General features: G+C 68.2%; 18 protein-coding genes and 1 pseudogene. 14 read left to right on the forward strand and 5 right to left on the reverse strand.

Features of this window, described 5'->3' with window-relative positions; all coding sequences use genetic code 11:
- Positions 1–316: curli-like amyloid fiber formation chaperone CsgH (gene csgH / locus ABY44_RS14425; protein ID WP_431641350.1), on the reverse strand; the 316-nt coding region annotated here is incomplete at its 3' end.
- Positions 317–955: 639 nt separating this feature from the next.
- Between csgH and ABY44_RS14430 the strand changes: the two genes are divergently transcribed.
- The 6 genes from ABY44_RS14430 (at position 956) to ABY44_RS14455 (ending at position 7,104) form a co-directional block, all read left to right on the forward strand.
- On the forward strand, positions 956–1,675 hold the full coding sequence (locus tag ABY44_RS14430; RefSeq protein ID WP_060171412.1) for an SDR family oxidoreductase: 720 nt from the start codon (positions 956–958) through the stop codon (positions 1,673–1,675).
- Between the two features lie 209 nt (positions 1,676–1,884).
- Entirely contained in the window at positions 1,885–3,843 is a 1,959-nt protein-coding gene (locus ABY44_RS14435) for an arylsulfatase (protein WP_200059580.1), read from the forward strand.
- A 15-nt stretch (positions 3,844–3,858) separates the two neighbouring features.
- Positions 3,859–4,908 carry a formylglycine-generating enzyme family protein gene (locus ABY44_RS14440; protein ID WP_027790764.1) on the forward strand — a complete coding sequence of 350 codons (1,050 nt, stop codon included), beginning with the start codon at positions 3,859–3,861 and terminating at the stop codon, positions 4,906–4,908.
- Positions 4,905–5,732, forward strand: coding sequence for a MetQ/NlpA family lipoprotein (locus ABY44_RS14445; RefSeq protein ID WP_060171407.1), 828 nt, complete (start codon positions 4,905–4,907; stop codon positions 5,730–5,732). Before ABY44_RS14440 ends, ABY44_RS14445 begins: the two co-directional genes overlap by 4 nt.
- On the forward strand, positions 5,726–6,712 hold the full coding sequence (locus ABY44_RS14450; protein ID WP_060171405.1) for a YkgJ family cysteine cluster protein: 987 nt from the start codon (positions 5,726–5,728) through the stop codon (positions 6,710–6,712). Before ABY44_RS14445 ends, ABY44_RS14450 begins: the two co-directional genes overlap by 7 nt.
- A 65-nt stretch (positions 6,713–6,777) precedes the next feature.
- On the forward strand, positions 6,778–7,104 hold the full coding sequence (locus ABY44_RS14455; RefSeq protein ID WP_027790767.1) for an antibiotic biosynthesis monooxygenase family protein: 327 nt from the start codon (positions 6,778–6,780) through the stop codon (positions 7,102–7,104).
- 222 nt (positions 7,105–7,326) lie between these two features.
- Here the strand turns inward: ABY44_RS14455 and ABY44_RS14460 are convergent, their stop codons facing one another.
- A complete protein-coding gene (locus ABY44_RS14460; RefSeq protein ID WP_059695231.1) occupies positions 7,327–8,259 on the reverse strand; it encodes a LysR family transcriptional regulator in 933 nt (310 codons plus the stop codon).
- 205 nt (positions 8,260–8,464) lie between these two features.
- Between ABY44_RS14460 and ABY44_RS14465 the strand changes: the two genes are divergently transcribed.
- The 4 genes from ABY44_RS14465 to pdeR all read left to right on the forward strand — a co-directional run bounded on the left by ABY44_RS14465 (position 8,465) and on the right by pdeR (position 17,003).
- Positions 8,465–9,238, forward strand: coding sequence for a putative hydro-lyase (locus ABY44_RS14465; RefSeq protein WP_060086411.1), 774 nt, complete (start codon positions 8,465–8,467; stop codon positions 9,236–9,238).
- A gap of 102 nt (positions 9,239–9,340) precedes the next feature.
- Positions 9,341–10,639 (forward strand): MFS transporter, encoded by a 1,299-nt coding sequence (locus ABY44_RS14470; protein WP_027790774.1) that lies wholly within the window; start codon positions 9,341–9,343, stop codon positions 10,637–10,639.
- Between the two features lie 120 nt (positions 10,640–10,759).
- Complete coding sequence (locus ABY44_RS14475; protein ID WP_060171698.1) at positions 10,760–14,422, forward strand: hydantoinase B/oxoprolinase family protein; 3,663 nt, start codon at positions 10,760–10,762, stop codon at positions 14,420–14,422.
- 577 nt (positions 14,423–14,999) lie between these two features.
- Complete coding sequence (pdeR, locus tag ABY44_RS14480) at positions 15,000–17,003, forward strand: cyclic di-GMP phosphodiesterase (protein WP_060171402.1); 2,004 nt, start codon at positions 15,000–15,002, stop codon at positions 17,001–17,003.
- Between the two features lie 45 nt (positions 17,004–17,048).
- Here the strand turns inward: pdeR and ABY44_RS14485 are convergent, their stop codons facing one another.
- Positions 17,049–17,912 carry a crotonase/enoyl-CoA hydratase family protein gene (locus tag ABY44_RS14485; RefSeq protein WP_021161677.1) on the reverse strand — a complete coding sequence of 288 codons (864 nt, stop codon included), beginning with the start codon at positions 17,910–17,912 and terminating at the stop codon, positions 17,049–17,051.
- Between the two features lie 690 nt (positions 17,913–18,602).
- On the opposite strand from ABY44_RS14485, the pseudogene ABY44_RS14490 reads away from it, so the two are divergent.
- Positions 18,603–19,306, forward strand: a pseudogene (locus tag ABY44_RS14490) (amino acid transporter); the annotation flags it as partial.
- Positions 19,307–19,386: 80 nt separating this feature from the next.
- Here the strand turns inward: ABY44_RS14490 and ABY44_RS14495 are convergent.
- Entirely contained in the window at positions 19,387–19,545 is a 159-nt protein-coding gene (locus ABY44_RS14495; RefSeq protein ID WP_021161679.1) for a hypothetical protein, read from the reverse strand.
- 198 nt (positions 19,546–19,743) lie between these two features.
- On the opposite strand from ABY44_RS14495, the gene ABY44_RS14500 reads away from it, so the two are divergent.
- Positions 19,744–21,639: a DUF3857 domain-containing transglutaminase family protein gene (locus tag ABY44_RS14500; RefSeq protein ID WP_155637860.1), complete on the forward strand. Its 1,896-nt coding sequence runs from the start codon at positions 19,744–19,746 to the stop codon at positions 21,637–21,639.
- A 63-nt stretch (positions 21,640–21,702) separates the two neighbouring features.
- Positions 21,703–21,870, forward strand: coding sequence for a hypothetical protein (locus ABY44_RS14505; protein ID WP_021161681.1), 168 nt, complete (start codon positions 21,703–21,705; stop codon positions 21,868–21,870).
- An 85-nt stretch (positions 21,871–21,955) separates the two neighbouring features.
- On the opposite strand, the gene ABY44_RS14510 is transcribed toward ABY44_RS14505, so the two are convergent.
- Positions 21,956–23,005, reverse strand: a complete 1,050-nt coding sequence (locus ABY44_RS14510; protein ID WP_060171396.1) for an AraC family transcriptional regulator — start codon at positions 23,003–23,005, stop codon at positions 21,956–21,958.
- 70 nt (positions 23,006–23,075) lie between these two features.
- On the opposite strand from ABY44_RS14510, the gene ABY44_RS14515 reads away from it, so the two are divergent.
- The coding region (locus ABY44_RS14515; RefSeq protein WP_431641353.1) for an MFS transporter at positions 23,076–24,236 on the forward strand (1,161 nt) is incomplete at its 3' end.

The following is a 24,236-nucleotide window of genomic DNA, read 5'->3' on the forward strand; positions in this document are numbered from 1 at the left end:
CCGCCGTCCGATGCGGATTGCAGTCCACCGAATACTCCGCATGCTCGCCGTTGACGTGCAGAACCAGCGTTGCCTTGCAGATATCGCTCGAATCGACGCTCAGCAGCAGCGTCGCGAGCGGCTGATCCTCGCCGCCCGCGAGTCGCGATTCGCCGGAGCGCGTCAGCGAGGCTGAGCCCGCGCCGCCGGTTCGGGTGATGCGCAGGCTGTACGACACGTCGACCGGTGCAGCCGCCCGCACGTGCGGCACGATATTCACGCCGCCGGCACTGGCGGCGATGTCGAAATAGGCGTTGAGATCGTGAATGCCAACCATGATCGTCCCCTGTCGAATGAAAAAAAGGCCGAACGTGTATCCGTCCGGCCTTTCCGTTACGCCGGCGGCACTTAATGCTGCTTGACCGAAACGGTGTTGTTGAAGCCGTTCTGATTGATGTTCGCGTAGTTGGCGTGCCTGGTTGCACCAGCGTGGCGTTGTTGTTGTAGCCGGTCTGCGTCACGTAGCCCGGATTCACTTGTGTGAAATATGGCGGCGCCCGATTTTCGGGTTATTCGTTCCTGGTCGAACGCAGCACATGGTGAAAGGAGTCAGCAAGAGGCGTGCCTGTTGTCGTTTCAAGCGGAATCTATTTTGAAGTCGCTATTAGTCTAATTTTTCGGATGCGTAATTCATTCGCGTAAAACGTTTGCGGGTTCGATATTTGATTAACAAGCTTTCTTTTGTATTCGGCGCATCAAGATTAAATCAGACGATAATTCGCGCCAATCGTGATTTGGAAATTCCTGGCGCATCTGATGCGCAGTAAACGTACCGTGTTGCCACGGACACGCCCGTAACGACACGACGTAACGTCCGTTACGCACGTAGAATCGTCCGACCAAAGCACCGGTTCCGGGTCTCCACCCTGGAAACCTCTCTCCACGCTATTCACGTGAACGAACTTCGGGAGCACGCATGTCATCTCGCACCTATCTCGTCACCGGCGCATCGCGCGGCATCGGCCTTGCGGTCAGCACCTTGCTCGCACGGCACGGTCATCACGTCATCGGTCTCGCGCGAAATGTGCAGGGCATCGACTTTCCCGGCGAACTGCGCGCGTGCGATCTCGCCGACATCGAACAGACGGCAGCGACGCTTGCCCGTATCGGCGAGGAGCACGCTGTCGACGGTATCGTGAACAATGCGGGCATCGTGATGCCGCAACCGCTCGGGCAGATCGATTTCCGGTCGCTGCAGACCGTGTTCGATCTCAACGTGCGGGCCGCGATCCAGGTCACGCAGCACTTCGCGGACGCGATGAAGGCGCGCGGCCACGGGCGCATCGTCAACATCTGCAGCCGGGCGATTTTCGGCAGTCTCGACCGCACCGCGTATTCCGCCGCGAAGAGCGCGCTCGTCGGCTGCACGCGCACGTGGGCGCTCGAACTGGCCGAACATGGCGTGACCGTCAACGCGGTGGCGCCGGGGCCGATCGAGACGGAACTGTTCCGGCTGACGCGGCCCGTCGGCAGCGAAGCCGAACGCAAGGTGCTCGCGACGATTCCCGCGCGCCGGCTCGGCACGCCCGACGATGTGGCGGCCGCGATCGCGTTCTTCCTGTCGGACGAGGCCGGCTTCGTCACGGGGCAGGTGCTGGCCGTGGACGGCGGCGGCAGCCTCGGCGGACGCAGCTGAAGCATGACGCGCCGCCGAGCCGTCGCGCGCGGCCCGGCGGCCGCCGGCTTCGGCGCGCGGCGCGCGCGCATGCATACGCGCGTGCTGATGGCCGGTATTCGGCTTGCGCGCATATTCCGCCGCTCCGTTAGCATGTGACGAATCGGACTTTGGGTGCCGCGCGCGCGACGCTAAGATCGCCGATCCCGTAGATCGCGCGTTCCAGAACGATGAAAAAGTCCGCTTCGCCGTTGCATGCTTTTCGTTTCCGTGTCGTCTGCGCCGCGATTGCCGGCGCGTTGTCGCTTGCATCGTGCGGCGGCGTCGACAGCGATCCGCCGTCGTCATCGACGAACCCCGCGCCGCCGCTGGCGGCGAAACGCCCGAACATCCTGTACATCATGGCCGATGATCTCGGCTATTCCGACATCCATGCATTCGGCGGCGAGATCAACACGCCGAACCTCGACGCGCTCGTCGCGTCGGGCCGCATCCTGTCGAACCATCACACGGGCACCGTCTGCGCGATCACGCGCGCGATGCTGGTGTCCGGCACCGATCACCATCTGGTCGGCGAAGGCACGATGGGGGTGCCGACCGACGAACGGCGCGGGTTGCCCGGCTACGAGGGCTACCTGAACGACCGCGCGCTGTCGTTCGCACAACTGTTGAAGGATGCCGGCTACCACACGTACATCGCGGGCAAGTGGCATATCGGCTCGGGGATCGTCGGCAGCGCGACGGGCAGCGGGCAGACGCCGGACCAGTGGGGCTTCGAGCGCAGCTACGTGCTGCTCGGCGGCGCGGCGACCAACCACTTCGCGCACGAGCCGGCCGGCTCGTCGAACTACACGGAAGACGGCCGTTACGTGCAGCCTGGCCAGCCCGGGCAGCCGGGCGGCGCGGGCGGCAGCCCGGCCGTGTTCTATTCGACCGATTTCTATACGCAGAAGCTGATCTCGTACATCGATTCGAACAAGCGCGACGGCAAGCCGTTCTTCGCGTACGCGGCGTATACGTCGCCGCACTGGCCGCTGCAGGTGCCCGAACCATGGTTGCACAAGTACGCGGGCGTGTACGACGCCGGCTACGACGCGATCCGCAATGCACGGATCGCACGGCAGAAGGCGCTCGGCCTGATCCCCGCCGATTTCAAGCCGTTCGACGGCCTGCCCGAAACGACGGCGGCGTCGCCCGCGACCGCGAACAACGGCACCGCGAGCGCGAAGTACATCAGCGCGGTGCATTCGGCCGCCGACGGCTACAGCGACTACGGCCCCGGCAAGGTCGACAAGCTGTGGTCGAGCCTGTCGCCGGCCGAGCGGCGGGCGCAGGCGCGCTACATGGAGATCTATGCGGGGATGGTCGAGAACCTCGACTACAACATCGGACTCCTGATCCAGCACCTGAAGGACATCGGCGAATACGACAACACGTTCATCATGTTCCAGTCGGACAACGGCTCGGAAGGCTGGCCGATCGACTCGGGCGCGGACCCGACGGCAACCGACACCGCGAACGGGCAGGACCCGGTCTACTCGACCCTCGGCACCGACAACGGCAAGCAGAACGCGCAGCGCCTGCAGTACGGGCTGCGCTGGGCCGAGGTGAGCGCGTCGCCGTTCCGGCTCACGAAGGGGTATTCGGCCGAAGGCGGCGTATCGACGCCGACGATCGTGCGCCTGCCGGGCCAGACGCAGCAGTTGCCGACGCTGCGCGCGTTCACGCACGTGACCGACAACACGGCGACGTTCCTCGCGATCGCGGGTGTCACGCCGCCGTCGCAGCCGGCGCCGCCGCTCGTCAACACGCTGACGGGCGTCGACCAGAACAAGGGCAAGGTGATCTACAACAACCGCTACGTGTATCCGGTCACCGGCCAGTCGCTGCTGCCGGTGCTCACGGGGTCGGCGACGGGCGAGGTGCATACGACGCCGTTCGGCGACGAAGCATACGGCCGCGCCTACCTGCGCAGCGCCGACGGCCGCTGGAAGGCACTGTGGACCGAACCGCCGCTCGGGCCGCTCGACGGGCACTGGCAGCTTTACGACCTCGCGTCGGATCGCGGCGAGACGACCGACGTGTCGGCGCAGAACCCGTCGGTGATCGGCACGCTCGTCGACCAGTGGAAGACCTACATGAGCAACGTCGGCGGCGTCGAACCGCTGCGTCCGCGCGGCTACTACTGATACCGGGGCGACACGATGCGGTTCCGGTTCTGGACGATCGGTGCGGCGCTGGCTGCCACGTTGTTCGCCGCCGCGTTCGCGGCCGGCTATGCGAATCCCGTCGCGCCGGGGGGCGACGCATTCGACGACGCGAATCGCGGCCGCGCGCTCGCGCCGCTCGGCTCGGAGCGGCAGTGCGCGCGCTATTCGGGGCTGCCGGCCGGATGGCGCGACGACCCGAAGGCCGGGATGGTGCACCTGCGCGGCGGCGCGTTCGTGTTCGGCAGCACGCGCGGCTACGCGGACGAGCGCCCGGTGGGCGACGGCCGCACGCGCGTCGGCGGGTTCTGGATCGACCAGACCGACGTGACGATCGCGCAGTTCGCCGCGTTCGTGCAGGCGACCGGCTACGTCACCGAGGCCGAGCAGCAGGGCGGGGCGGCCGTATTCCATGTGCCGACACGCGACGAGATGAACGCGCGCGACCTCGCGTGGTGGTCGTGGGTGAAGGGCGCGTCGTGGCGTCATCCGCGCGGGCCGGGCAGCGGCGTCGACGGGATCGGCAACCTGCCCGTCACGCTCGTCACGCAGCGCGATGCGCTCGCGTATGCGCGGTGGCTCGGCCGCGACCTGCCGACCGAGGCCGAATGGGAATACGCGGGCAAGGCCGGCCGCGACGACGCGTCGCTCGACGCAGCGCCGCGCGACGCGCAGGGCAAGCCGGCCGCGAACTACTGGCAGGGCGCGTTCCCGGTGCTCGACACGGCCGAGGACGGCCATGCGGGGCTCGCGCCCGTCGGCTGCTACGCGGCGAACGGGTTCCGGCTCTACGACATGATCGGCAATGCGTGGGAGTGGACCCGGGACGCATACACGGGCCCGCACCAGTCGCATACCAACGGCGACACGGCGGCCGTCGCGCCGCCGACGCGCCGGCACGATACGCCGATGGTCATCAAGGGCGGCTCGTTCCTGTGCTCGCGCGATTACTGCGTGCGTTATCGCGCGTCGTCGCGTGAACAGCAGGAAGCCGATCTCGGCGCGTCGCATATCGGATTTCGCACGATTCTGAGGGATGCGTCATGAAGCGCGTCGTGCACTACCTGGGCGCGTGGCTGATGGTTGCGTGCGGGGTCGTTCATCCGGCTTTGGCCGTTGCCGCTGAATCGACTGCGGCGACTGCAGCGACTGCAGCGGCCGTCCGCGTCGGCGTGACGCGCGGCGTGCATGCGCAGATCCTCGACGAAGTGAAGCGGGTCGCGGCGTTACGCGGATTCGGCATCGACGTCGTCGAATTCGACGATCCGTCGCGCATCGACGCGGCGCTGGCCGATGGCCGGATCGACGCGGCCAGCTTCGAGGACGCGCAACAGCTTGCCGCGACGCGCGCGCGGAAGCGCTACGCCCTGACCGGAATCGCGCCGACCGTCACGCTGCCGATGGCGCTTTATTCGCGCAAGCTCAAGAACCTGAACGAACTGCAACCCGGTGCGACGGTCGCGATTCCCGACGATCCGCGCGGGATGGCGCGTGCGCTCGTGCTGCTCCAGAACGACACGCTGGTGACGCTGCGCGAGCAGGCCGGCCTGCATGCGACGCTGCGCGACGTGACCGGCAACCGGCTCGGGCTGAAGCTCGTCGCGCTGCGCCGCGAACGCCTTTACGCAGCGCTCGACAAGGCCGCGTTCGTTGCAATCGACAGCGACGATGCCGCACGTGCCGGGCTGCAACCCGCGCGCGACAGCGTCAGCCTCGAGGACGCGCGCTCGCCGTATGCGAACGTGCTGACGGTGCGCGACGCAGATCGCGCGAAGCCGTGGGTGACGCAACTCGTCGCCGCCTATCACTCGGACGACGTCGCGCGCTTCATTCTCACGCGCTACCAGGATTCGGTGCGACGGCCGTGGTAGACACCTACCTGCTCGCGTGCAACGCATGCGGACGCTGCTGCAACAGTGCGCCGACGCTGTCGTTGCGCGAACTGTTCCGGCATCGTCATCGCTTCGTCGGTGCGCTGACGATCCGTCGCGTGCCGAAGCGGCGGATCGGCGAGCGCTGGCGCGCGGGCGGCCGTGAATACGCGCTCGATGCCGACGATGTCGCGGCTTCCGATGCGCTGGCCGGGCAGTTGTTTCATCGCACCGGCGGCGCGGGGAGCGAATGGATCGCGCTGACGCTGCAGGGCTACGACTATCCGTCGCTCGGCCGTTGCGCGGCACTGGCCGACGACGGCCGCTGCAGCGTGCATGCGGACAAGCCGTCGATCTGCGGCGCGGTGCCGCTCGATCCGATGCTGCCCGACCGGTTGCAGTCCCGAGTGCTGGCCGCGCGGCGCGACGATGCGGGATGGCTTGGCGCGAACTGCATTGTCGACACCGCGGGCGCGCAGTCTCCCGTCGAATCCTCTTTCCCGATTCCGCTGGTGACGGCCGGACAGGTCGCAGACCGTGCGGCGCTCGATGCGTATCGCGATGCGCTCGTGTTCGAGCGCGCGGTGTGGCGCGACGCGGTGTTCGCATCGTTGACCGGCGGCGGGCAGGAGGGGCATCGTGCGCTGTCGCGGCTCGCGCCCGGCGGGTACCTGACCGTGTCGATCGTGCCCGTCCTGCTCGCCGTTGCGTCGGTATCCGCGCATTGCCGCACGCTGTGCATCGACTTCATCGACGCTCAGCGTGCATTGATCGCCGCGAATATCGACGCGGCACTCGCACGCCGCCACGCCGGCGACCGCCCGGCGACGCGCGAGTTGCGCGGCTTCGGGGAGGCGCTCGAACGTGCACGGCACGCGCTGGCCGCGATGCCGGCGCCCGCGGCCGGCATGCGTGAAGACGCGCCGCGCATCGACGCGTGGCTCACCGGCCAGGCCGGTGCCGATCCGCTAGCCGTGTGACGATCGCGGCACGCCGCGCGTGCCTTACAATCGCCGCTCTTTCAATCGCTTTCGATGGAGCTGGCATGTACGCGTCGACCTTCATTTTTCGCGCCGGGCAATACGACGACGAATTTCATCGGCTCGACCGGCAGATCGCTGACATGGCGCGCGCGACGCCCGGCTATCTCGGCGAGGAGACGTGGGAAAACGCCGAATCGGGGCTGATCCAGAACGTCTACTACTGGGAATCGGAGGCGGCGCTGCAGCAGTTGATGCAGCATCCGGCGCATCGCGAGGCAAAGGCGAAGCAGGCGCGCTGGCTGGACGGCTATCGCGTCGTGATTTCGAAGGTGCTGCGCGAGTACGGCGACGGCAAGCTGACGCAGCCGCATGCAGGGCAATCCGCGTGAATGGCTGTCTGATTCATTTATTTCGCATTGCAGATAAGTAACGGCGTGCCGCGTCTGGAAGCCCACGCTTGAACGCGGGTTTTCGCGGCAACGCGTGCAATCAATTCTTCATCAAGCTCCGGCTACCCACGGTCTACGGGGCCACTGACCCGCCCCCGTCCTGGTCACAAGCGAGATACCCGCTCAGGAACCCGAAAAATACCGCCTTGCGCGCCCCACGCCTCAAAGCGCTTCAACCAACCGCCGCGTGCTCTTCTCGCAATACTCGTGACACGCAACCCGCGCCGCAATCGACGCGCCGTGCACGAACCTCGGCGCATCCGCGCGCCGCGACATCGACACGACGATCGACGGCGGTGACGGCTGCAGCGGCAGCTCGACGACTTCGCCGCTCTCGATCAGCGCATCGACGAACAGCACCGGAATCGCCGCGACGCCGAAACCGTCACGCACGAGCTGAACGATCACGGAGATGGAAGGCGACCCGGTGATGCGCGTGTCCGACAGCGGCACGCCGTGCGCATGCGCAAGGGTACGGACGATATCCTCGAGCGCACGGTGGGGCGCCGTACCGCGTCCGTACGTGAGAATCGGCTGGCGCAGCACCTGCCGCGCGAGGCCCGAGCGCGTATTCGGCAGCAGCCCCGCCCGCGCGATCCAGCGCACCGGATAGTTCGCGAGCGCATCGCACACGACCGACGCTTCGTCGCTGCCTTCCACGCGGATGATCAGGTCGAGCTCGCCGGCCATCAGCCGGCGCTGCAGCACGACGCTGACGTCGACGGTCAGGTCGATTTCCAGCTGCGGATAGTCGGCCGCCAGCCGCCGCATGTAGTGCGGCAGCCAGCTGTGCACGACGGTCTCGATCACGCCGAGCCGCAGCTTCCCGCGCAACGCACTTTCGCCGGACGCGGCGGCCTGCAGTTCCTGCGTCGCCTCGACCACGGCTTTCGCGTAGCCGAGCAGATATTCGCCGTTCGGCGTGAGCCGGAACTCGCGGCTGTCGCGGTCGACGAGTACCGTCTGCAATTCGTCCTCGAGCGCCTTCAGGCGCTGCGAGATCGCGGCCGGCGTCGCGTGCAGCGCGGCGGCCGTCGTGCGGAAGTTGCGCAGCTTCGCGAGCGTGACGAAGGTTTCGAGAAAACGCGTGTTCATGGTGGTCGGCAAGGCGTTGGGCGCGCAGCTTGTCCCGCTGAAAAAATGAACGGGACTGGGGAAAACCCGGCTTCGTGTAAAGAAATTCTATACACGAAGCGCAAAAAAACTCGTTGGCGACAAAATTTTTTCTTTTCTATTCTTCGCCGTATCCGATGACACGGCACCGTCATCCCGACGACACACCGACAAGCGACAGAACCTCATGACGCCTTCCGAATTCCGCCAGTCCGTGCGCCGCGGCGCATTCCGCGGCCCGACCGCGGGCCATTGCGGTCCGTACGCGCAAGCGAACCTCGCGATCCTGCCCGATGCGTACGCGCACGATTTCCTGCGCTTCTGTCAGGCGAATCCGAAAGCCTGCCCGCTGCTGGGCGTCGGCGAACCGGGCGCGTTCCGGGTCGACGCGCTCGGCGAGGATCTCGACATCCGCACCGACGTGCCGAGCTACAACGTCTACCGCGACGGCCGCCTGACCGAGCGCGTCGAGTCGCTGGAAGCGGTGTGGCGCGACGATTTCGTCGTGTTCGCGATCGGCTGCTCGTTCTCGTTCGAGGACATGCTGGCCCGCGAAGGGATCGGCCTGCGCCACGTCGAGGAGGGGCGCAACGTGCCGATGTACCGCACGTCGATCCCGAACCGCCGGGCGGGGATCTTCGGTGGCCAGCTCGTCGTGTCGATGCGGCCGATGCGCGGCGCCGACGCGATCCGCGCGGTGCAGGTCACGAGCCGGTTTCCGGGCGTGCACGGTGCGCCGATTCATCTCGGCGATCCGCGCGAACTGGGCATCGCCGACCTGAACGCGCCCGAATTCGGCGACGCGGTGACGATCCGCGACGGCGAGCTGCCGGTGTTCTGGGCGTGCGGTGTGACGCCTCAAACCGCGCTGATGGACGCGAAGCTGCCGATCGCGATCGCGCACACGCCCGGCCACATGCTGATGACCGACATCACGAACGCGTCGCTGGCCGTATTCTGATCCGGGGCGACGACGGCCCGCACCACATATCGCACGACGTACCGCACCACATACCGCACGCACGCCCGCCGTTTGACGGCGCATCACGACAGGAGCATCACCATGGAAAGCAAGACCCTCGCGGCGAACGCCGCGGAGCCCGCGAGCCCCGAGCGCAACGGCCTGTTCTCGTGGTATGGCGACGCGCAGCCGCGCGAGCGCCGCGCGTTCTGGAGCTGCAAGGTCGGCTACATGCTCGACGGGATGGACACGCAGATGCTGTCGTTCGTGATCCCGACGCTCGTCGCGACCTGGGGTATCTCGTTCGCGGATGCGGGCTTCATCGGCACGGTCACGCTGCTCGCGTCGGCGGCCGGCGGCTGGATCGCCGGCATCCTGTCCGACCGGATCGGCCGCGTGCGCACACTGCAGCTCACGGTGCTGTGGTTCGCCGTGTTCACCGCGCTGTGCGGGCTCGCGCAGAACTACCATCAGCTGCTCGCCGCGCGCGCGCTGATGGGTTTCGGCTTCGGCGGCGAATGGACGGCCGGCGCCGTGCTGATCGGCGAAGTGATCCGCGCGCGCGACCGCGGCAAGGCGGTCGGCCTCGTGCAGTCGGGCTGGGCGATCGGCTGGGGGCTGTGCGCGCTGCTGTATGCGCTGCTGTTCTCGGTGCTGCCCGCCGAGCAGGCGTGGCGCGCGCTGTTCCTCGTCGGGCTCGCACCGGCACTGCTGGTCGTCGCGATCCGCCGCTACGTGAAGGAGCCGGACGTCTACGAGAAGGAGAAGGCCGCGCAGGCGAAAGTGGCCGACGCGCCGCGCCTCACCGAGATCTTCGCGCCGAAGCTGATCACCACGACGCTGCGCGCGGCGCTGCTGACGACCGGCGCGCAGGGCGGCTACTACGCGATCACGACGTGGCTGCCGACCTTCCTGAAGACCGAGCGTCACCTCACGGTGATGGGCACCGGCGGTTATCTGGCGATGATCATCTTCGGCTCGTGGGTCGGCTACCTGACGAGCGCGTACCTGACCGACCGCCTCGGCCGCAAGCCGAACTTCATCCTGTTCGCGCTGGGCTCGATGGTGATCGCGTTCGCGTACACGTCGCTGAACCTGACCAACGCGTCGATGCTGTGGCTCGGTTTCCCGCTCGGCTTCTTCGCGTCGGGCATCTTCTCGGGGATGGGCGCATTCCTCACCGAACTGTTCCCGACCCGCGTGCGCGGCTCCGGCCAGGGCTTCTGCTACAACGTGGGCCGCGCGATCGGTGCGCTGTTCCCGTTCCTGATCGGCGCGCTGTCCAAGCAATACGGGCTCGGCATGAGCATCGGCATCTTCGCGGTCGCCGCATACGGCGTGGTGATCGTCGCCGCGCTGACGCTGCCCGAGACACGCGGCCGCGAACTCGACGCCGCCTGAACCGGCGGGGCAGTCCGCCCCGCGTTTTCTTCCCCCTTTTATCGACACCGTGACATGGCGCGCCGCGCGCGCCGTGCGGCGGCGCTCGTTCTCGATTTCACGACGCATCGACCCGACATCATGACTGACCGACACGACACCCCCGTTTCCTCCGACGCCGCGCGCTGGCAATTCTGGATCGACCGCGGCGGCACGTTCACCGACATCGTCGCGCGCCGGCCCGACGGCACGCTCGTCACGCACAAGCTGCTGTCGGAGAACCCCGAGCAGTATCGCGACGCGGCCGTGGCCGGGATTCGCCACCTGCTGGGCCTCGCGGCCGGCGAGCCGATCACGCCCGCGCGCGTCGACATGGTGAAGATGGGCACGACGGTCGCGACCAACGCGCTGCTCGAACGCAAGGGCGAACGCACCGCGCTCGCGACGACGCGCGGTTTTCGCGACGTGCTGCGCATCGCGTACCAGAACCGGCCGCGCCTGTTCGATCTCGACATCGTGCTGCCCGACGCGCTGTACGAAACCGTCGTCGAGATCGACGAGCGCATCGGCGCGCACGGCGAGGTCGTCGTGCCGCTCGACGCGGAGCAGGCCGAAGCGTCGCTGCGCCGCGTGTACGACTCGGGCGTGCGCGCGCTCGCGATCGTGCTGATCCACGGCTATCGCTACACCGCGCACGAGCGCGCGCTGGCCGCGCTGGCGCGCCGGATCGGCTTCACGCAGGTATCGGTGTCGCACGAGGTGTCGCCGCTGATGAAGATGGTGTCGCGCGGCGACACGACCGTCGTCGACGCGTACCTGTCGCCGATCCTGCGTCGTTATGTCGAGCAGGTCGCGCACGAGATGCCGGGCGTGAACCTGCAGTTCATGCAGAGCAGCGGCGGCCTCACGCGTGCCGACGCGTTCCAGGGCAAGGACGCGATCCTGTCGGGCCCGGCTGGCGGCATCGTCGGGATGGTGCGCGCCGCGCAGGCGGCCGGCTTCGAGCGCGTGATCGGCTTCGACATGGGCGGCACGTCGACGGACGTGTCGCACTACCACGGCGAGTTCGAGCGCGTGTTCGAGACGCAGGTGGCCGGCGTGCGGATGCGCGCGCCGATGATGAGCATCCATACGGTGGCCGCCGGCGGCGGCTCGGTGCTCGGCTTCGACGGCGCGCGGCTGCGCGTCGGGCCCGAGTCGGCCGGCGCGAACCCGGGGCCGGCCGCGTACCGGCGCGGCGGCCCGCTGACGGTGACCGACTGCAACGTGATGCTCGGCAAGATCCAGCCCGATCATTTCCCGCGCGTGTTCGGCCCGCATGCGGACGAACCGCTCGACCGCGACGGCGTGGTCGCGAAGTTCGCCGCGCTCGCCGACGAGATCCACGCGGCGACCGGGCGGCGCGAGACGCCCGAGGCGCTCGCCGAAGGTTTCCTGGAAATCGCGATCGGCAGCATGGCGAACGCGATCAAGAAGATCTCGGTGCAGCGCGGCCACGACGTGTCGCGCTACGTGCTGACGACGTTCGGCGGCGCGGGCGGCCAGCATGCGTGCGGCGTGGCCGACGCGCTCGGGATGACGCAGGTGTTCGCGCATCCGCTCGCGGGCGTGCTGTCCGCATACGGGATGGGCCTCGCCGACCAGACCGCGATGCGCGAGCGTGCGGTCGAGGCGGTGTTGTCCGACGCGTCGCTGCCGGCGCTGAACGCGGCGCTCGACCGGCTGGCCGACGAGGCCGTCGGCGCGCTGCTCGAACAGGGCGTGCCGCAGGCGCGGATCGCGATCGAGCGCCGCGTGCACCTGCGCTACCAGGGCACCGATTCGACGCTCGACGTGCCGGCCGGCAGCGTCGCCGCGATGCAGCAGGCATTCGAGACCGCGTACCGGCAGCGCTACGCGTTCCTGATGCCCGGCACGCCGCTGGTGGCCGAACTCGCGTCGGTCGAGGCGATCGGCCGCTCCGACGCGCCGGTGGAGATCGCCCCGCTCGCGCCGCGCGGCGACGGCAGCAACGGCAGCGACGGCGGCGCTGGCGCACTGCGCGCGCATTCCGCGGTGCGCTTTTATTCCGGCGGCCAATGGCACGATGCGGCGCTCTACGTGCGCGACACGCTGCTGGCCGGCGACGCGATCGACGGCCCGGCGATCGTCGCGGAAAAGAACGGCACGACCGTCGTCGAGCCCGGCTGGCGCGCGCAGATGACCGCGCAGGGCAACCTCGTGCTGACACGCACGACGCCGCTGCCGACGCGCCGCTCGCTCGGCACCGACGCCGACCCGGTGCGGCTCGAGATCTTCAACAACCTGTTCATGTCGATCGCCGAGCAGATGGGGCTGCGGCTGCAGAACACCGCGTACTCGGTGAACATCAAGGAGCGGCTCGACTTCTCGTGCGCGATCTTCGACGGCGACGGCAACCTGATCGCGAACGCGCCGCACATGCCGGTGCACCTGGGCTCGATGGGCGAGAGCATCCGCACGGTGATCGAGCGCAACCGCGGCCGCATGCGCGACGGCGACGTGTTCATGCTGAACGATCCGTATCACGGCGGCACGCACCTGCCGGACGTGACCGTCATCACGCCGGTGTTCGCGGACGGTTCGGACGCGCCGCTGTTCTACGTCGGCTCGCGCGGCCACCACGCGGACATCGGCGGCACGACGCCGGGCTCGATGCCGCCCGATTCGACGCATATCGACGAGGAGGGCGTGCTGATCGACAACTGGCAGCTCGTGTCGGCCGGCACGCTGCGCGATGCGGAAACCCGCGCGCTGCTCGCGTCGGGCCGCTACCCGGCGCGCAACGTCGAGCAGAACATGGCCGACCTGCGCGCGCAGGTCGCCGCGAACCAGAAGGGCGTCGACGAGCTGCGCCGGATGGTCGCGCAGTTCGGCCGCGACGTCGTGCTCGCGTTCATGGGGCACGTGCAGGACAACGCGGAAGAAGCGGTGCGGCGCGTGATCGGCGCGCTGCAGGACGGCGCGTACCGCTACCCGCTCGACAACGGCGCGGAGATTCGTGTCGCGATCCGCGTCGACCGGGCCGCGCGGCGCGCGGAAATCGATTTCACGGGCACGTCCGCGCAGCTCGACAACAACTTCAACGCGCCGAAGGCCGTATGCATGGCCGCCGTGCTGTACGTGTTCCGCACGCTGGTCGGCGACGACATCCCGCTGAACGCCGGCTGCCTGAAGCCGCTCACGGTGATCGTGCCGGCCCGCTCGATGCTGAATCCCGAGTATCCGGCGGCGGTCGTGTCGGGTAACGTCGAGACGTCGTCGGCCATCACCAACGCGCTGTACGGCGCGCTCGGCTGCGTCGCGTCGAGCCAGGGAACGATGAATAACTTCACATTCGGCAACGATCGCTACCAGTACTACGAGACGATTGCGGGCGGCAGCGGTGCCGGCGATGGCTTCGCGGGCGTCGGCGCGGTGCAGACGCACATGACGAACTCGCGGCTCACCGATCCGGAGGTGCTGGAATGGCGCTACCCGGTGCGGCTCGATTCGCACCGCATCCGCGCCGGGTCGGGCGGCGGCGGCCGCTGGCGCGGCGGCGACGGCGCGGTGCGGCGGATCCGCTTCCTCGAGCCGATGACCGCGTCGATCCTGTCGAACAACCGGATCCACGCGCCGTTCGGCGCGGCGGGCGGCGAGGCCGGCGCGCTCGGCCGCAACACGATCGAGCGCGCAGACGGCACGGTCGAGGCGCTCGAGCATATCGGCCGTGCGCAGATGGCGCCGGGCGACGTGTTCGTCGTCGAAACCCCGGGCGGCGGCGGATACGGCGCGGCGGGCTGAGCCGGGCGACCGGCGTGGGCGACCGGCGTGGGAGCCCCGCGCCGGTGCGCGGATAACATTGCAACGGACTGTGGAATAAAGCCGTGCATTAATGCCCGAACGGAATCAAAAAATACGGGAAACCGGATCGCAGGAACGCGATCCGACCCTGTCGCCACGATCCCGCCGCATCGCTGTCCCGGTATTCAGAAATCGGCCGCAAACGCCCGCCCGGCGGGGCGTTCAGCCTGTCGTGCCAGACTCGTTGCGCACCGTCGCACCCGCGTTCAGGCAGGCTGCCAATCATGAATAATCCGGCTTGCCAATCGAGTCCCAATTCCTTGACACTCCGCTCTAGATGTGAGTGCCATTCTCGATCGTCATTTGATAAGATGGCTCTCATCATTCGTTAGGCACAACCTGCGCGCATCATGCGCGAACGCCGGGTCGCATTAGCTGGAAACAAGTACGGGACGAGGCCCATCATCACGGCAACCACGGTTGCCCTTCCGGGAGCGCGCGCTGCGCGGCCCGGAAGGGCGGTCGGCCGACTCGCCTCCGTCTACACTGTGCGTTTTTTCTGGATCGGGGCGTCTCCATGGATGACGAAAACGATAGCGCGGTGCTCGAGGCGCACGTCGGTACGCGCAGCCCCTGCTGGCGTCTCGGCAGCGACAGCAATGCACTCGAACTGGCGGCCGTCCGCGGGCTGACCAACGTCGCCGTCGCGCTGACGGCCGAACAGGCCGCGAGCATCCGCGCGCTGACCGGCGTCACGTCGCACCTCGTGCTCGACATCGCGCTGTTCGGCGAACCGGTCAGGCTCCATCTCGTCGGCCGGAAGGTCGACACGAGCAACTGGGCCGGCACCGCCTCCGCCTATTCCGATGCCGAGTCCGTCGCGATCGATCTCGCCCACGGGCTCGCGTTCGCCGAGCAGGTCGTGTCGGAGGTGAACTCGCTCGTCGTGATCCTCGACCGCAACGGGATGGTGCAGCGCTTCAACCGCCTGTGCGAGGAAGTGACGGGCAAGCGCGAGGTCGACGTGATCGGCCGCAGCGCGTTCGAGCTGTTCATGAGCCCGGAGCAGGGCGCGCAGTCGCGCAGCAACATCACCGGCTTTTTCGCGAGCAACCAGTCGTTCGCGGTCGAGCGCTACATCAATACGGTCAACGGGCCGCGCCTGTTCCAGTTCCGCAACAAGTTCGTCCAGAGCGGCAGCGGTGTCGACGAGCAGTTCCTGATCTGCTCGGGCATCGACATCACCGAGGAGCGCAGCGCGCAGCAGCGGCTCACCGAACTCGCGAACACCGACGTGCTCACCGGGCTGCCGAACCGCCATGCGATCAGCGAGCGCATCCACGCGGCGATCGCCGCCGAAACCGCCGCGACGCGCGGGCAGGTCGGCATCCTGTTCCTCGATCTCGACAACTTCAAGCGCGTCAACGATCACTACGGGCACATCACCGGCGACCGGCTGCTGCAGGACGTGTCGGCGATCATCAGCGGCTGCCTGCCGTCCGGCGCGACGCTCGCGCGGCTCGGCGGCGACGAATTCCTCGTGCTGTTCGAGCACGGCACGCGGCCGCTGCTCGAAGCGACCGCGCAGATCATTCTCGAGCGGCTGCGCACGCCGATCCATCTCGGGCTGATGGAGGTCTACACGAGCTGCTCGATCGGCATCGCGATGCATCCGCAGCACGGCGACTCGCTCGAGACGCTGATCCGCAGCGCGGATACCGCGATGTACGTCGCGAAGGAAGAGGGCAAGCATACGTACCGCGTGTTCTCGCTGGAGATGAACCAGAAGGTCGCGAAGTACATGTGGCTCGACACGAACCTGCGCAAGGCGCTCGAAGAGGAGCAGTTCGTGCTGCACTACCAGCCGGTCGTCGATATCGCGACCGGCGACGTGCATGGCGTCGAGGCGCTGATCCGCTGGCAGTCGCCCGATCGCGGGCTCGTTGCGCCGATCGAATTCATCCGCTTCGCGGAGGAGTCGGGGCTGATCGCGCCGCTCGGGCGCTGGGTGATGCGCACCGCGGCCGCGCAGGCCGCCGCGTGGAAGGCGAAGGGGCTCGGTATCCGGATCGCGGTGAACGTGTCCGCGCGGCAGTTGCAGGACATGAACATCGTGCACCAGATGGCGTCGATCCTCGACGCCGCGGGGCTGAAGCCCGGCCTGCTCGACATCGAGCTGACCGAGAGCTGCTTCATCGAGGACGAGGATGCGGCCAACGGGCTGATGCGCCAGTTCCGCCAGCTCGGCGCGGAGATCCATCTCGACGATTTCGGCACCGGTTATTCGTCGCTGTCGCAGTTGTCGCGCCTGCCGCTCGACGCGATCAAGCTCGACCGCAGCTTCATCACGGCCATCGACCGCAATCCGCGCTCGCAGGCGCTGGTGCGCTCGGTCGTGTCGCTCGCGAAGGCGCTGAATTTCGTGGTGATCGCCGAAGGTGTCGAAACGCATGCGGAAGCCGAATTCCTCAAGCAGCTCGACGTCGATCACGCGCAGGGCTACTACTACGCGCGCCCGATGCCGGCACAGGCGTTCGAGGCGTGGCTCGCGGAGACGAGAAAGCTCAGGCTGATCGCCTGAGCTCCGTTCATGAAAGGGCGCCGCCCGCAAGCGGCGCCCGTCGCACTACACCGTGCGCAGCTTCGACACGCGCCGGTTCTGCAGCATCACGAGGCGTTCCATGTACGCGAGATCCTTCGGCTCGATCGTGAACGCCGCATGCACCCATGCTTCCGTGATGTCCATCAGCTCGGAGCGCGACAGCTGGAACACCCGCTCGCGTGCGCGCAGCATCGCGCGCACGCCGTTCAGCTTCGGCTTCGTCACGTCGATGAAGGTACGCGTCGCGAGATACGCGTCACCCGCGTCGAACGTCTGGTCGATCAGGCCGCGATCCTCGTACCACTCGGATGCGTGCGCTTCGCCGGTCGCGATCAGCTGCTCCGCGAGGCCCCGATCGGCCTTGCGCGCGACGAGCGAATAGCCGCCCATGCCCGGGAACAGGTTGAACGCGATCTCGGGGAACCCGAGCTTCACGCCCTTCTGCGCGAGCACGTAGTGATGCGCGAGCGCGGCCTCGAAGCCGCCGCCGAGCGCGCTGCCCTCGACCATCGCGATCGAGATCGCCCCGGTGCCGAAGCCCGTGTAGATCTCGTACACGCCGTCGATGCACGAGCGCGCGTAGGCCATCAGCAGGTCGCGCTTGCCGCTGCGGATCGCGTCGACGAAGAAGCTTAGGTCGCCGCCGACGTTGAACAGCTCGGGGACGAGCGAGCCCGTCACCCAGAAGTCGAACGGCAGGCCCGAGTCGCGTGCGACGCGTGCGAGATGGATGATGTCGGTAACGAGTTGCTGGTTGAAGCACGGCCGCGGCTCCGATCGCAGCATCATCCACATGACATTACGTCCTTCTTCGTAAAAGGCAGTCAGTTGCGTGAGTTCGCCGGCTTCATAAAACGGGCGGCACGCGGGATGGGATTGGAGTTGCATGGTATGTCCTCGAGAGATGTGGTTTTTGAAGACCGTCGCGCCCGGTGCCGAGCGGGAGACGGGTTTCCCGCAGGGCGCCGGGCGCGAGGCATCGCCATTGTTGCGCGCGCACAAAAGTCGAATTGCGGGGAACAACGCACGAACAGGACGCAGGTGTCGGTCGCGCCGGGGCGTGCGGGGAAAGTGGCGGCGAGCGGGGCGGGCCGGTATCGGGCGGTACGGCGTGTGAGGCCGGCTGGCGGGGGAAGGCGGCCGGCAAGATCGCCGTGAAGGTCGCCGTGAAGGTCGCCGGGGCAGGTTCGTCGTGTTGCGCGAGTGCGTGCAGGTGGACGATCCGGCGCGTGGCTGCCGGCGTCGTTCGTTGACACACCGAAAGCGGTGCCGGGCCGCCGGGCGGCCCCTGTGGAAGATGTGGACTGGCGCCGCACCAGTGCGTCGATCAGTCTTGAAGGATCACGCAGCGCGTGGCACCGGGCGTTCCGGGAGGGGACCATGACCGCCTTCCGGAGGGTGTGGCAATTGCTCGTCGGCAGGCCGCTCGCCCCCCTCGATCTGCTCACGCGACATGCGATCGCCGTGACGTCGCTGCTGGCCTGGGGCGGGCTCGGCGCCGACGGCCCGTCGTCGTCGTGCTACGGCTCGGAGGAGGCATTCCTCGCGCTGGCGCACTGCACGCCGCTCGCATTGTTCCTCGCACTCGCGACGGCGGTCACCGTGTTCATCATCTCGCTCGGCTGCGACCAGGTGATCGCGCTGTTTCCGACGGGCGGCGGCTACTGCGTCGCGACGTCTCTGCTCGCGACGAGCGCGGTGATCGCGCTGTGCTTCACGATCAACCGCCGCTACGCGTATACGCGCGCGCAGCTCGCCAAGGAGGACGAACTGTTCTCGGGCAAGCCGCCCGAAGCCGACGAGGCGACCGCGCCGGGCAGGCCCGATCCGTCGCAACCGCCGGCCGTGCTGCTGGTCGGCAAGCATCGCGGCGCGAGCATGCGCGTGCTGCTGTGGGTTACCGGCTGTTTCCCGGGCACTTCCGCAACGTGATCGTCCTCGCGGTCGGCGAGGTCGATGCGAAGGCATACGACGGGCACGAACATCTCGAACGGCTGCGTCACGCGATCACCGAAGCTCGACAACGATGTCGCGCATTGCCGTCGCAGCGGCATCGCGGTCGACTACCGGATCGCGTTCGGCACGAATCCGTCGTCGAATTCATGAACCGCGCGTCGTCGACGCTCGACGGGTATCCGAACGCCGCGAGCTTCGCGAGCCAGCTGATCTTCCGTCGCGTGAATTTCCTCACGGCCTGACTGCACAACCAGACGCCTGTCGAGTTGCAGGCGTGCCTGCACGTCGACGGCAAGCAGACGGTGCTGCAGCCGATGAACGTCGGCCAGCGGGACGGGCAGCCGCGTTGCACGCCCGCGTGGACGCGACGCGGCAAGCGCCGCCGGCGACTGCCCCTTGGCGGCCGTCAGGGCCGATGATGCCGATGCGGACGGTTCGGCCGCCGCAGCAGCGGATGATGGAATCTGGCTCTCGCGCGGTCGCGCCCCGGGCGCTTGAAGAAGAACAGCGCGGCGAGTGCGGCGAATGCCAGCAGGACGACGCCTTCCACGATTGCGCTTTCCATGGTGCCTCCCGGCCGCGCGCGATGACACATCGATGACTCATTGTAGGTCGGCCTGCGCCGGCTTGACGCGTGCGGATGCGTCGCCCACACTGGCCGGCACGAGGGCCGCGCGCGTGACCTTGCCCGCCGCGCGGCCGCGTTTTCCGAACCGCGACGAGGTGCGATGTGGTGCGCTTTTCTGTCGGCCTGGCCGGCTGGATGTTGGCATGTGCTGTTGCGCTCGGCGCATCGCATGCGGCCGGTGCGAGCCCGGGCGCGAACGTGGCCGCCGACGCGCCGCACGACACGGCCGACACAGCCGGCACGGCGCCCGTCACGCTCGTCAGCGACGTCCATGAATTCGTGATCCAGCACGACGGTTCGCTCGACGAGCACGACGATTCGACGCTGCGCGCGAACAACGCGAACGGCATCGATGCCGTCGCGCAGCGCTACGTGTGGTTCGACAAGAATCTCGAGAAGGTGGACCTGCTCGCGGCCGAGACGATCGACCGCGACGGTGTCGCGCATCCGGTCGGCGTGGACGGCATCCGCGACGTGCAGGAACCGCGCTCGGCCGGCGCGCCGACGTTCCAGGACGGGCTGTTGCGCACCGTCGTGTTTCCCGGCGTCGAAGCCGGGTCGAGCACGCGCGTAGCGTTCCGCAAGACCCGCACGAAGCCCGTCAACCGCGGCTACTTCGGCTACACCGTGGAGCCGTCGCGCGAGCCGGTCGACAACCAGCGGCTGATCTTCGACCTGCCGGCCGACATGCCGCTGTACGCGGATGCGCGCGGCTACGTCGCGCTGCCGCCGGTCACGGCGAACGGCCGCACGCGCTACGAGTTCGACTACCGGCACGGCCCGTACGACCGCATCGAGAACGGCGCGGTCGGCTACGCGACCTACGGCGACCGGCTCGTCGTGTCGACGCTGCCCGACTATGCGGCGTTCGCTGCGCGCTACCGCAACGCGGCCGTCGATCCGGGCATGGACGATCCGGCCGTGACGCAACTGGCGCGCACGCTGACCGCGGGCGCCGCCGATCCGCGCGACAAGGCGCGCATCCTGTACGACTGGGTGCAGGCGAACGTGCGCTACGTCGGGCTGTTTCTCGGCGAAACGGCTGCCGCGCCGCATCGCGTCACCGACATCCTGCGCAACCGCTACGGCGACTGCAAGGATCATGTCGCGCTGTTCGGTGCGCTGCTCGCGGCGGTCGGCATCCGCAGCGAACCGGTGCTGATCAACCTCGGGTCCGTCTACACGCTGCCGTCGGTGCCCGGTTATGGCGGCGGGGCGATCAATCATGCGATCACGTGGCTGCCCGATCTCGCTCGCTTTGCGGATACGACGACGGCCGGCATCGCGTTCGGCTATCTGCCGCCCATCGTGATGGATCGCCCCGCGCTGCTCGTCGATTCGGGCGTGCTGTCGCGCACGCCGGCCACGCAGCCGCGCGGCCGCCTCGCGCGCGTCGAAATCGATGCGGCCGGGGCGGGCGCCGCGCAGTTTCACGCGTACATCGAGGATGACGGCTGGACGGCCGAACTCGAACGCAACCTGTTTCGCCGCGCGACACCCGACGCCATCGTCCAGCTCGCGAACAACCGTCTGCGACAAAGCGGCTTGCGCGGCCGCGCGCAACTGTCGACCAGCGACCGGCGCGTGACCGACGGGCCGTTCGACGTGACGCTTTCCGGCACGCTCGATCATTTCGTATGGCCTGATGGCACGACCGCGTTGCCCGCGCTGTCGAGCCTGACGGGCGGCATCGCGACGCAGGTCGAGAGCTGGCTGGCCGAACCCGTGCGCACGCAGCCGTGGGGCTGTATCGGCGGCACGTTCGACGAGACCGGCCAGATCGCGCTGCCGGCCGACGTCGCGGTGACCGACCTGCCGGCCGATACGGCCGTGCACGACCGCTTCGTCGACTTCACGTCGCATTACGTATTCGACGCGGTCGCGCATGTCGTGCAGGTCTCGCGGCGGATGACGGCGGATTTCGGCCGCCAGGTGTGTACGCCGGACGAATTCACGGCGTTGCGCGCGTCGCTCGAACGCATCGAGCGCGACACGCAGGCGCAGATCGTCGTGCGGGCGAAAGGGCGCTGAACGTTGATCGGGCAGGGGACGTGAGCGCGTGGAGACCGTCGGTCGACGCGCAGGAGGGACATCATGACGGAACGGGATCACGAGATCGCCGATCTCTCGAAGGAATTGCTGGGCCGGATCGTGCAAGGCACCGTTGCCGGCGGCGCGGTGGTGGATGCGGAGCAGTGCGCGGCGCTTGCCGTGCAGTGCGCGACGGCGCTGGTCGACAGGCTGGAAGCGCGCAGCGGCTGAGCGCGGCAATCACGCGTGGCGGCGATTCGGGCGACGGCTGGCGGCATCACGCGCGATACATGGCGCGTGCGTGACACGTCGCGCCTTACGCTTCGACGCGCGCCTCGCCGTCCGCGCGCACGGCGCCCGGCGGCTTGCCCACCACGCGCTTGAACGCGCGGCTGAACGCGGCGAGCGAGCCGTAGCCGAGCCGGTACGCGACGGCCTCGATCGTCTCGTGGTCGCGCGTGATCCATTGCGCGGCGAGCCGCATCCGCAGCTCGGTCAGGTAGCGCACGGGCGTCATCCCGGTGGCCGCGAGAAAGCGTTCGGCGAACACCGAACGTGACACGCCCGCTTCGGTGGCGAGTTCCGCCACGCTCCAGTTGCGGCCCGGATCGCGATGCAGCGCGACGATCGCGCGGCCGAGCTTCGGTTCGCGCAGCGCCTGCACCCAGCCCGTCGCGTCGCCGCAGCCGCATTCGACCCAGCCGCGCACGATGAACGCCGCGACCACGTCCGCGAGCCGCGCGAGGATGCCGGCGAAGCCCGCGCGCGCCGAGCAGGATTCGCGCTCCATCGCATCGAGCATCGGGCGGATTTCCGGGTAGCGCGCGAGCAGCGTGCCGACGTGCATGAACTCGGGCATCGTGCCGACGAGCGGCTGCATGCCGCCGAGATCGAGCTCCATGCACGCGCTGAAGATCAGCGCGTCGCCGGCACCCGGCTCGGTCGTCGCGCAGCTTGCCGGCGACGCGCCCGCCGACGCCACCGACGCGACCGTATCGCAGATCTTCGCGACCTCGAAGCCGTTGATCTCTCGGCACGGCGCATCGGGGTCGGAGACCAGCGCGTGCATGCCGCCGTGCGGCAGCAGGATCGCGTCGCCGGCTTCGAGCTGCATCGTCTCGCCGTTCGCGTCGCGCAGCAGCACGGGCCCGCGCCCGACGAAATGGAACTGCGCGCGGCCCGGCGCATCGCCGAAACTCAGCCCGAACGGCCGCGCCACCTGGATGCGGCGGTACTGGACGCCGCTCAGGCGCATCCCCAGCAGCAGTTCGCTGACGAGGTCGTGTACGTCGGACGCGGAGGAAGGCAAGGGCTCGGACATGGCGAGATTCGGACGATCGATCAACAAGAGCGGATTGTATGTCATAGACCGTCCTGCCGTGGTTCCTTACGATACGCCGTCATCGGTATTTTCCCTAAACGACACGGAACGACGCATGAATCCCGGAATTTCCTCTGTCGCCGCGACGGCGGCCCCCCGCGAACCGGCCTGGGGCGCGGTATTTGCGATGGCGCTCGGCGTGTTCGGGCTCGTCACGGCCGAATTCCTGCCCGCGAGCCTGCTGACGCCGATGGCCGAGAGCCTCGGCGTGACCGAAGGCGTCGCCGGGCAGGCCGTCACGGCCACCGCGACGGTGGCGCTCGTCACGAGCCTCCTGATCTCCGCGGTGACGCGCACGATCGACCGGCGGCGCGTGCTGCTCGCGTTTTCGGTGTTGCTCGTCGCGTCGAATCTCGCGGTCGCGTTCGCGACCAGCCTGACGATGCTGCTGATCGGCCGCGTCGTGCTTGGCGTCGCGCTGGGCGGCTTCTGGACGATGGCGACGGCCACCACGATGCGGCTCGTGCCGACGGCGATGGTGCCGCGTGCGCTGTCGATCATCTTCAGCGGCGTGGCGGTCGCGACGATCGCGTCCGCGCCGATGGGCAGCTACTTCGGCCACCTGATCGGCTGGCGCAACGTGTTCCTGATCGCGGGCGCGCTCGGCGGCATCGCGTTCGTGTCGCAGCTCGTCACGCTGCCGTCGCTGCCGCCGAGCGGCACGACGCGGCTGCGGACGCTGATCGACGTGCTGCGCCGGCCGACCGTCGGCCTCGGGATGTTCGCGACGATCCTCGTGTTCACCGGGCATTTCGCGTTCTTCACGTATCTGCGGCCGTTCCTCGAACAGGTCGCGGGCGTCGGCGTGAACGGCCTGTCGGCGATCCTGCTCGGCTACGGTATCGCCAACTTCGTCGGTACGTCGCTCGCGGGCCGCGTGCTCGAACACCGGCTGCGGCCGATGCTGATCGCGATGCCCGCGCTGATGGTCGTGCTCGCGATCGCGCTCGTCGCGCTCGGCCGCGCGCCGATGATCGATGCGGTACTCGTCGCATTGTGGGGGATGGCCTTCGGCGGCGTGCCGGTCGCGTGGTCGACCTGGGTCACGCGCACCGTGCCCGATGAAGCCGAAAGCGCGGGCGGGCTGATCGTCGCAGCGATCCAGCTTGCCATCGCGACGGGGGCGGCGGCCGGTGGCGTCGTGTTCGACGCGAACGGCGCGGCTGGCGTGTTCGTGGGCGCGGCCGTCGTGCTGGCCGTCGCGGTCGCGGCGATC

The organism is Burkholderia sp. ZZQ-2 (assembly GCF_050768715.1).
GTDB classification, from domain to species: Bacteria; Pseudomonadota; Gammaproteobacteria; order Burkholderiales; family Burkholderiaceae; genus Burkholderia; species Burkholderia cepacia.

Excerpts from the sequence above, each read along its gene's own strand:
- ABY44_RS14430 (WP_060171412.1), top strand. The coding sequence starts at position 956 with ATGTCATCTCGCACCTATCTCGTCACCGGCGCATCGCGCGGCATCGGC.
- ABY44_RS14435 (WP_200059580.1), top strand. The coding sequence starts at position 1,885 with ATGAAAAAGTCCGCTTCGCCGTTGCATGCTTTTCGTTTCCGTGTCGTC.
- ABY44_RS14440 (WP_027790764.1), top strand. The coding sequence starts at position 3,859 with ATGCGGTTCCGGTTCTGGACGATCGGTGCGGCGCTGGCTGCCACGTTG.
- ABY44_RS14445 (WP_060171407.1), top strand. The coding sequence starts at position 4,905 with ATGAAGCGCGTCGTGCACTACCTGGGCGCGTGGCTGATGGTTGCGTGC.
- ABY44_RS14455 (WP_027790767.1), top strand. The coding sequence starts at position 6,778 with ATGTACGCGTCGACCTTCATTTTTCGCGCCGGGCAATACGACGACGAA.
- ABY44_RS14460 (WP_059695231.1), bottom strand. The coding sequence starts at position 8,259 with ATGAACACGCGTTTTCTCGAAACCTTCGTCACGCTCGCGAAGCTGCGC.
- ABY44_RS14465 (WP_060086411.1), top strand. The coding sequence starts at position 8,465 with ATGACGCCTTCCGAATTCCGCCAGTCCGTGCGCCGCGGCGCATTCCGC.
- ABY44_RS14470 (WP_027790774.1), top strand. The coding sequence starts at position 9,341 with ATGGAAAGCAAGACCCTCGCGGCGAACGCCGCGGAGCCCGCGAGCCCC.
- ABY44_RS14475 (WP_060171698.1), top strand. The coding sequence starts at position 10,760 with ATGACTGACCGACACGACACCCCCGTTTCCTCCGACGCCGCGCGCTGG.
- pdeR (WP_060171402.1), top strand. The coding sequence starts at position 15,000 with ATGGATGACGAAAACGATAGCGCGGTGCTCGAGGCGCACGTCGGTACG.
- ABY44_RS14485 (WP_021161677.1), bottom strand. The coding sequence starts at position 17,912 with ATGCAACTCCAATCCCATCCCGCGTGCCGCCCGTTTTATGAAGCCGGC.
- ABY44_RS14495 (WP_021161679.1), bottom strand. The coding sequence starts at position 19,545 with ATGGAAAGCGCAATCGTGGAAGGCGTCGTCCTGCTGGCATTCGCCGCA.
- ABY44_RS14500 (WP_155637860.1), top strand. The coding sequence starts at position 19,744 with ATGTTGGCATGTGCTGTTGCGCTCGGCGCATCGCATGCGGCCGGTGCG.
- ABY44_RS14505 (WP_021161681.1), top strand. The coding sequence starts at position 21,703 with ATGACGGAACGGGATCACGAGATCGCCGATCTCTCGAAGGAATTGCTG.
- ABY44_RS14510 (WP_060171396.1), bottom strand. The coding sequence starts at position 23,005 with ATGACATACAATCCGCTCTTGTTGATCGATCGTCCGAATCTCGCCATG.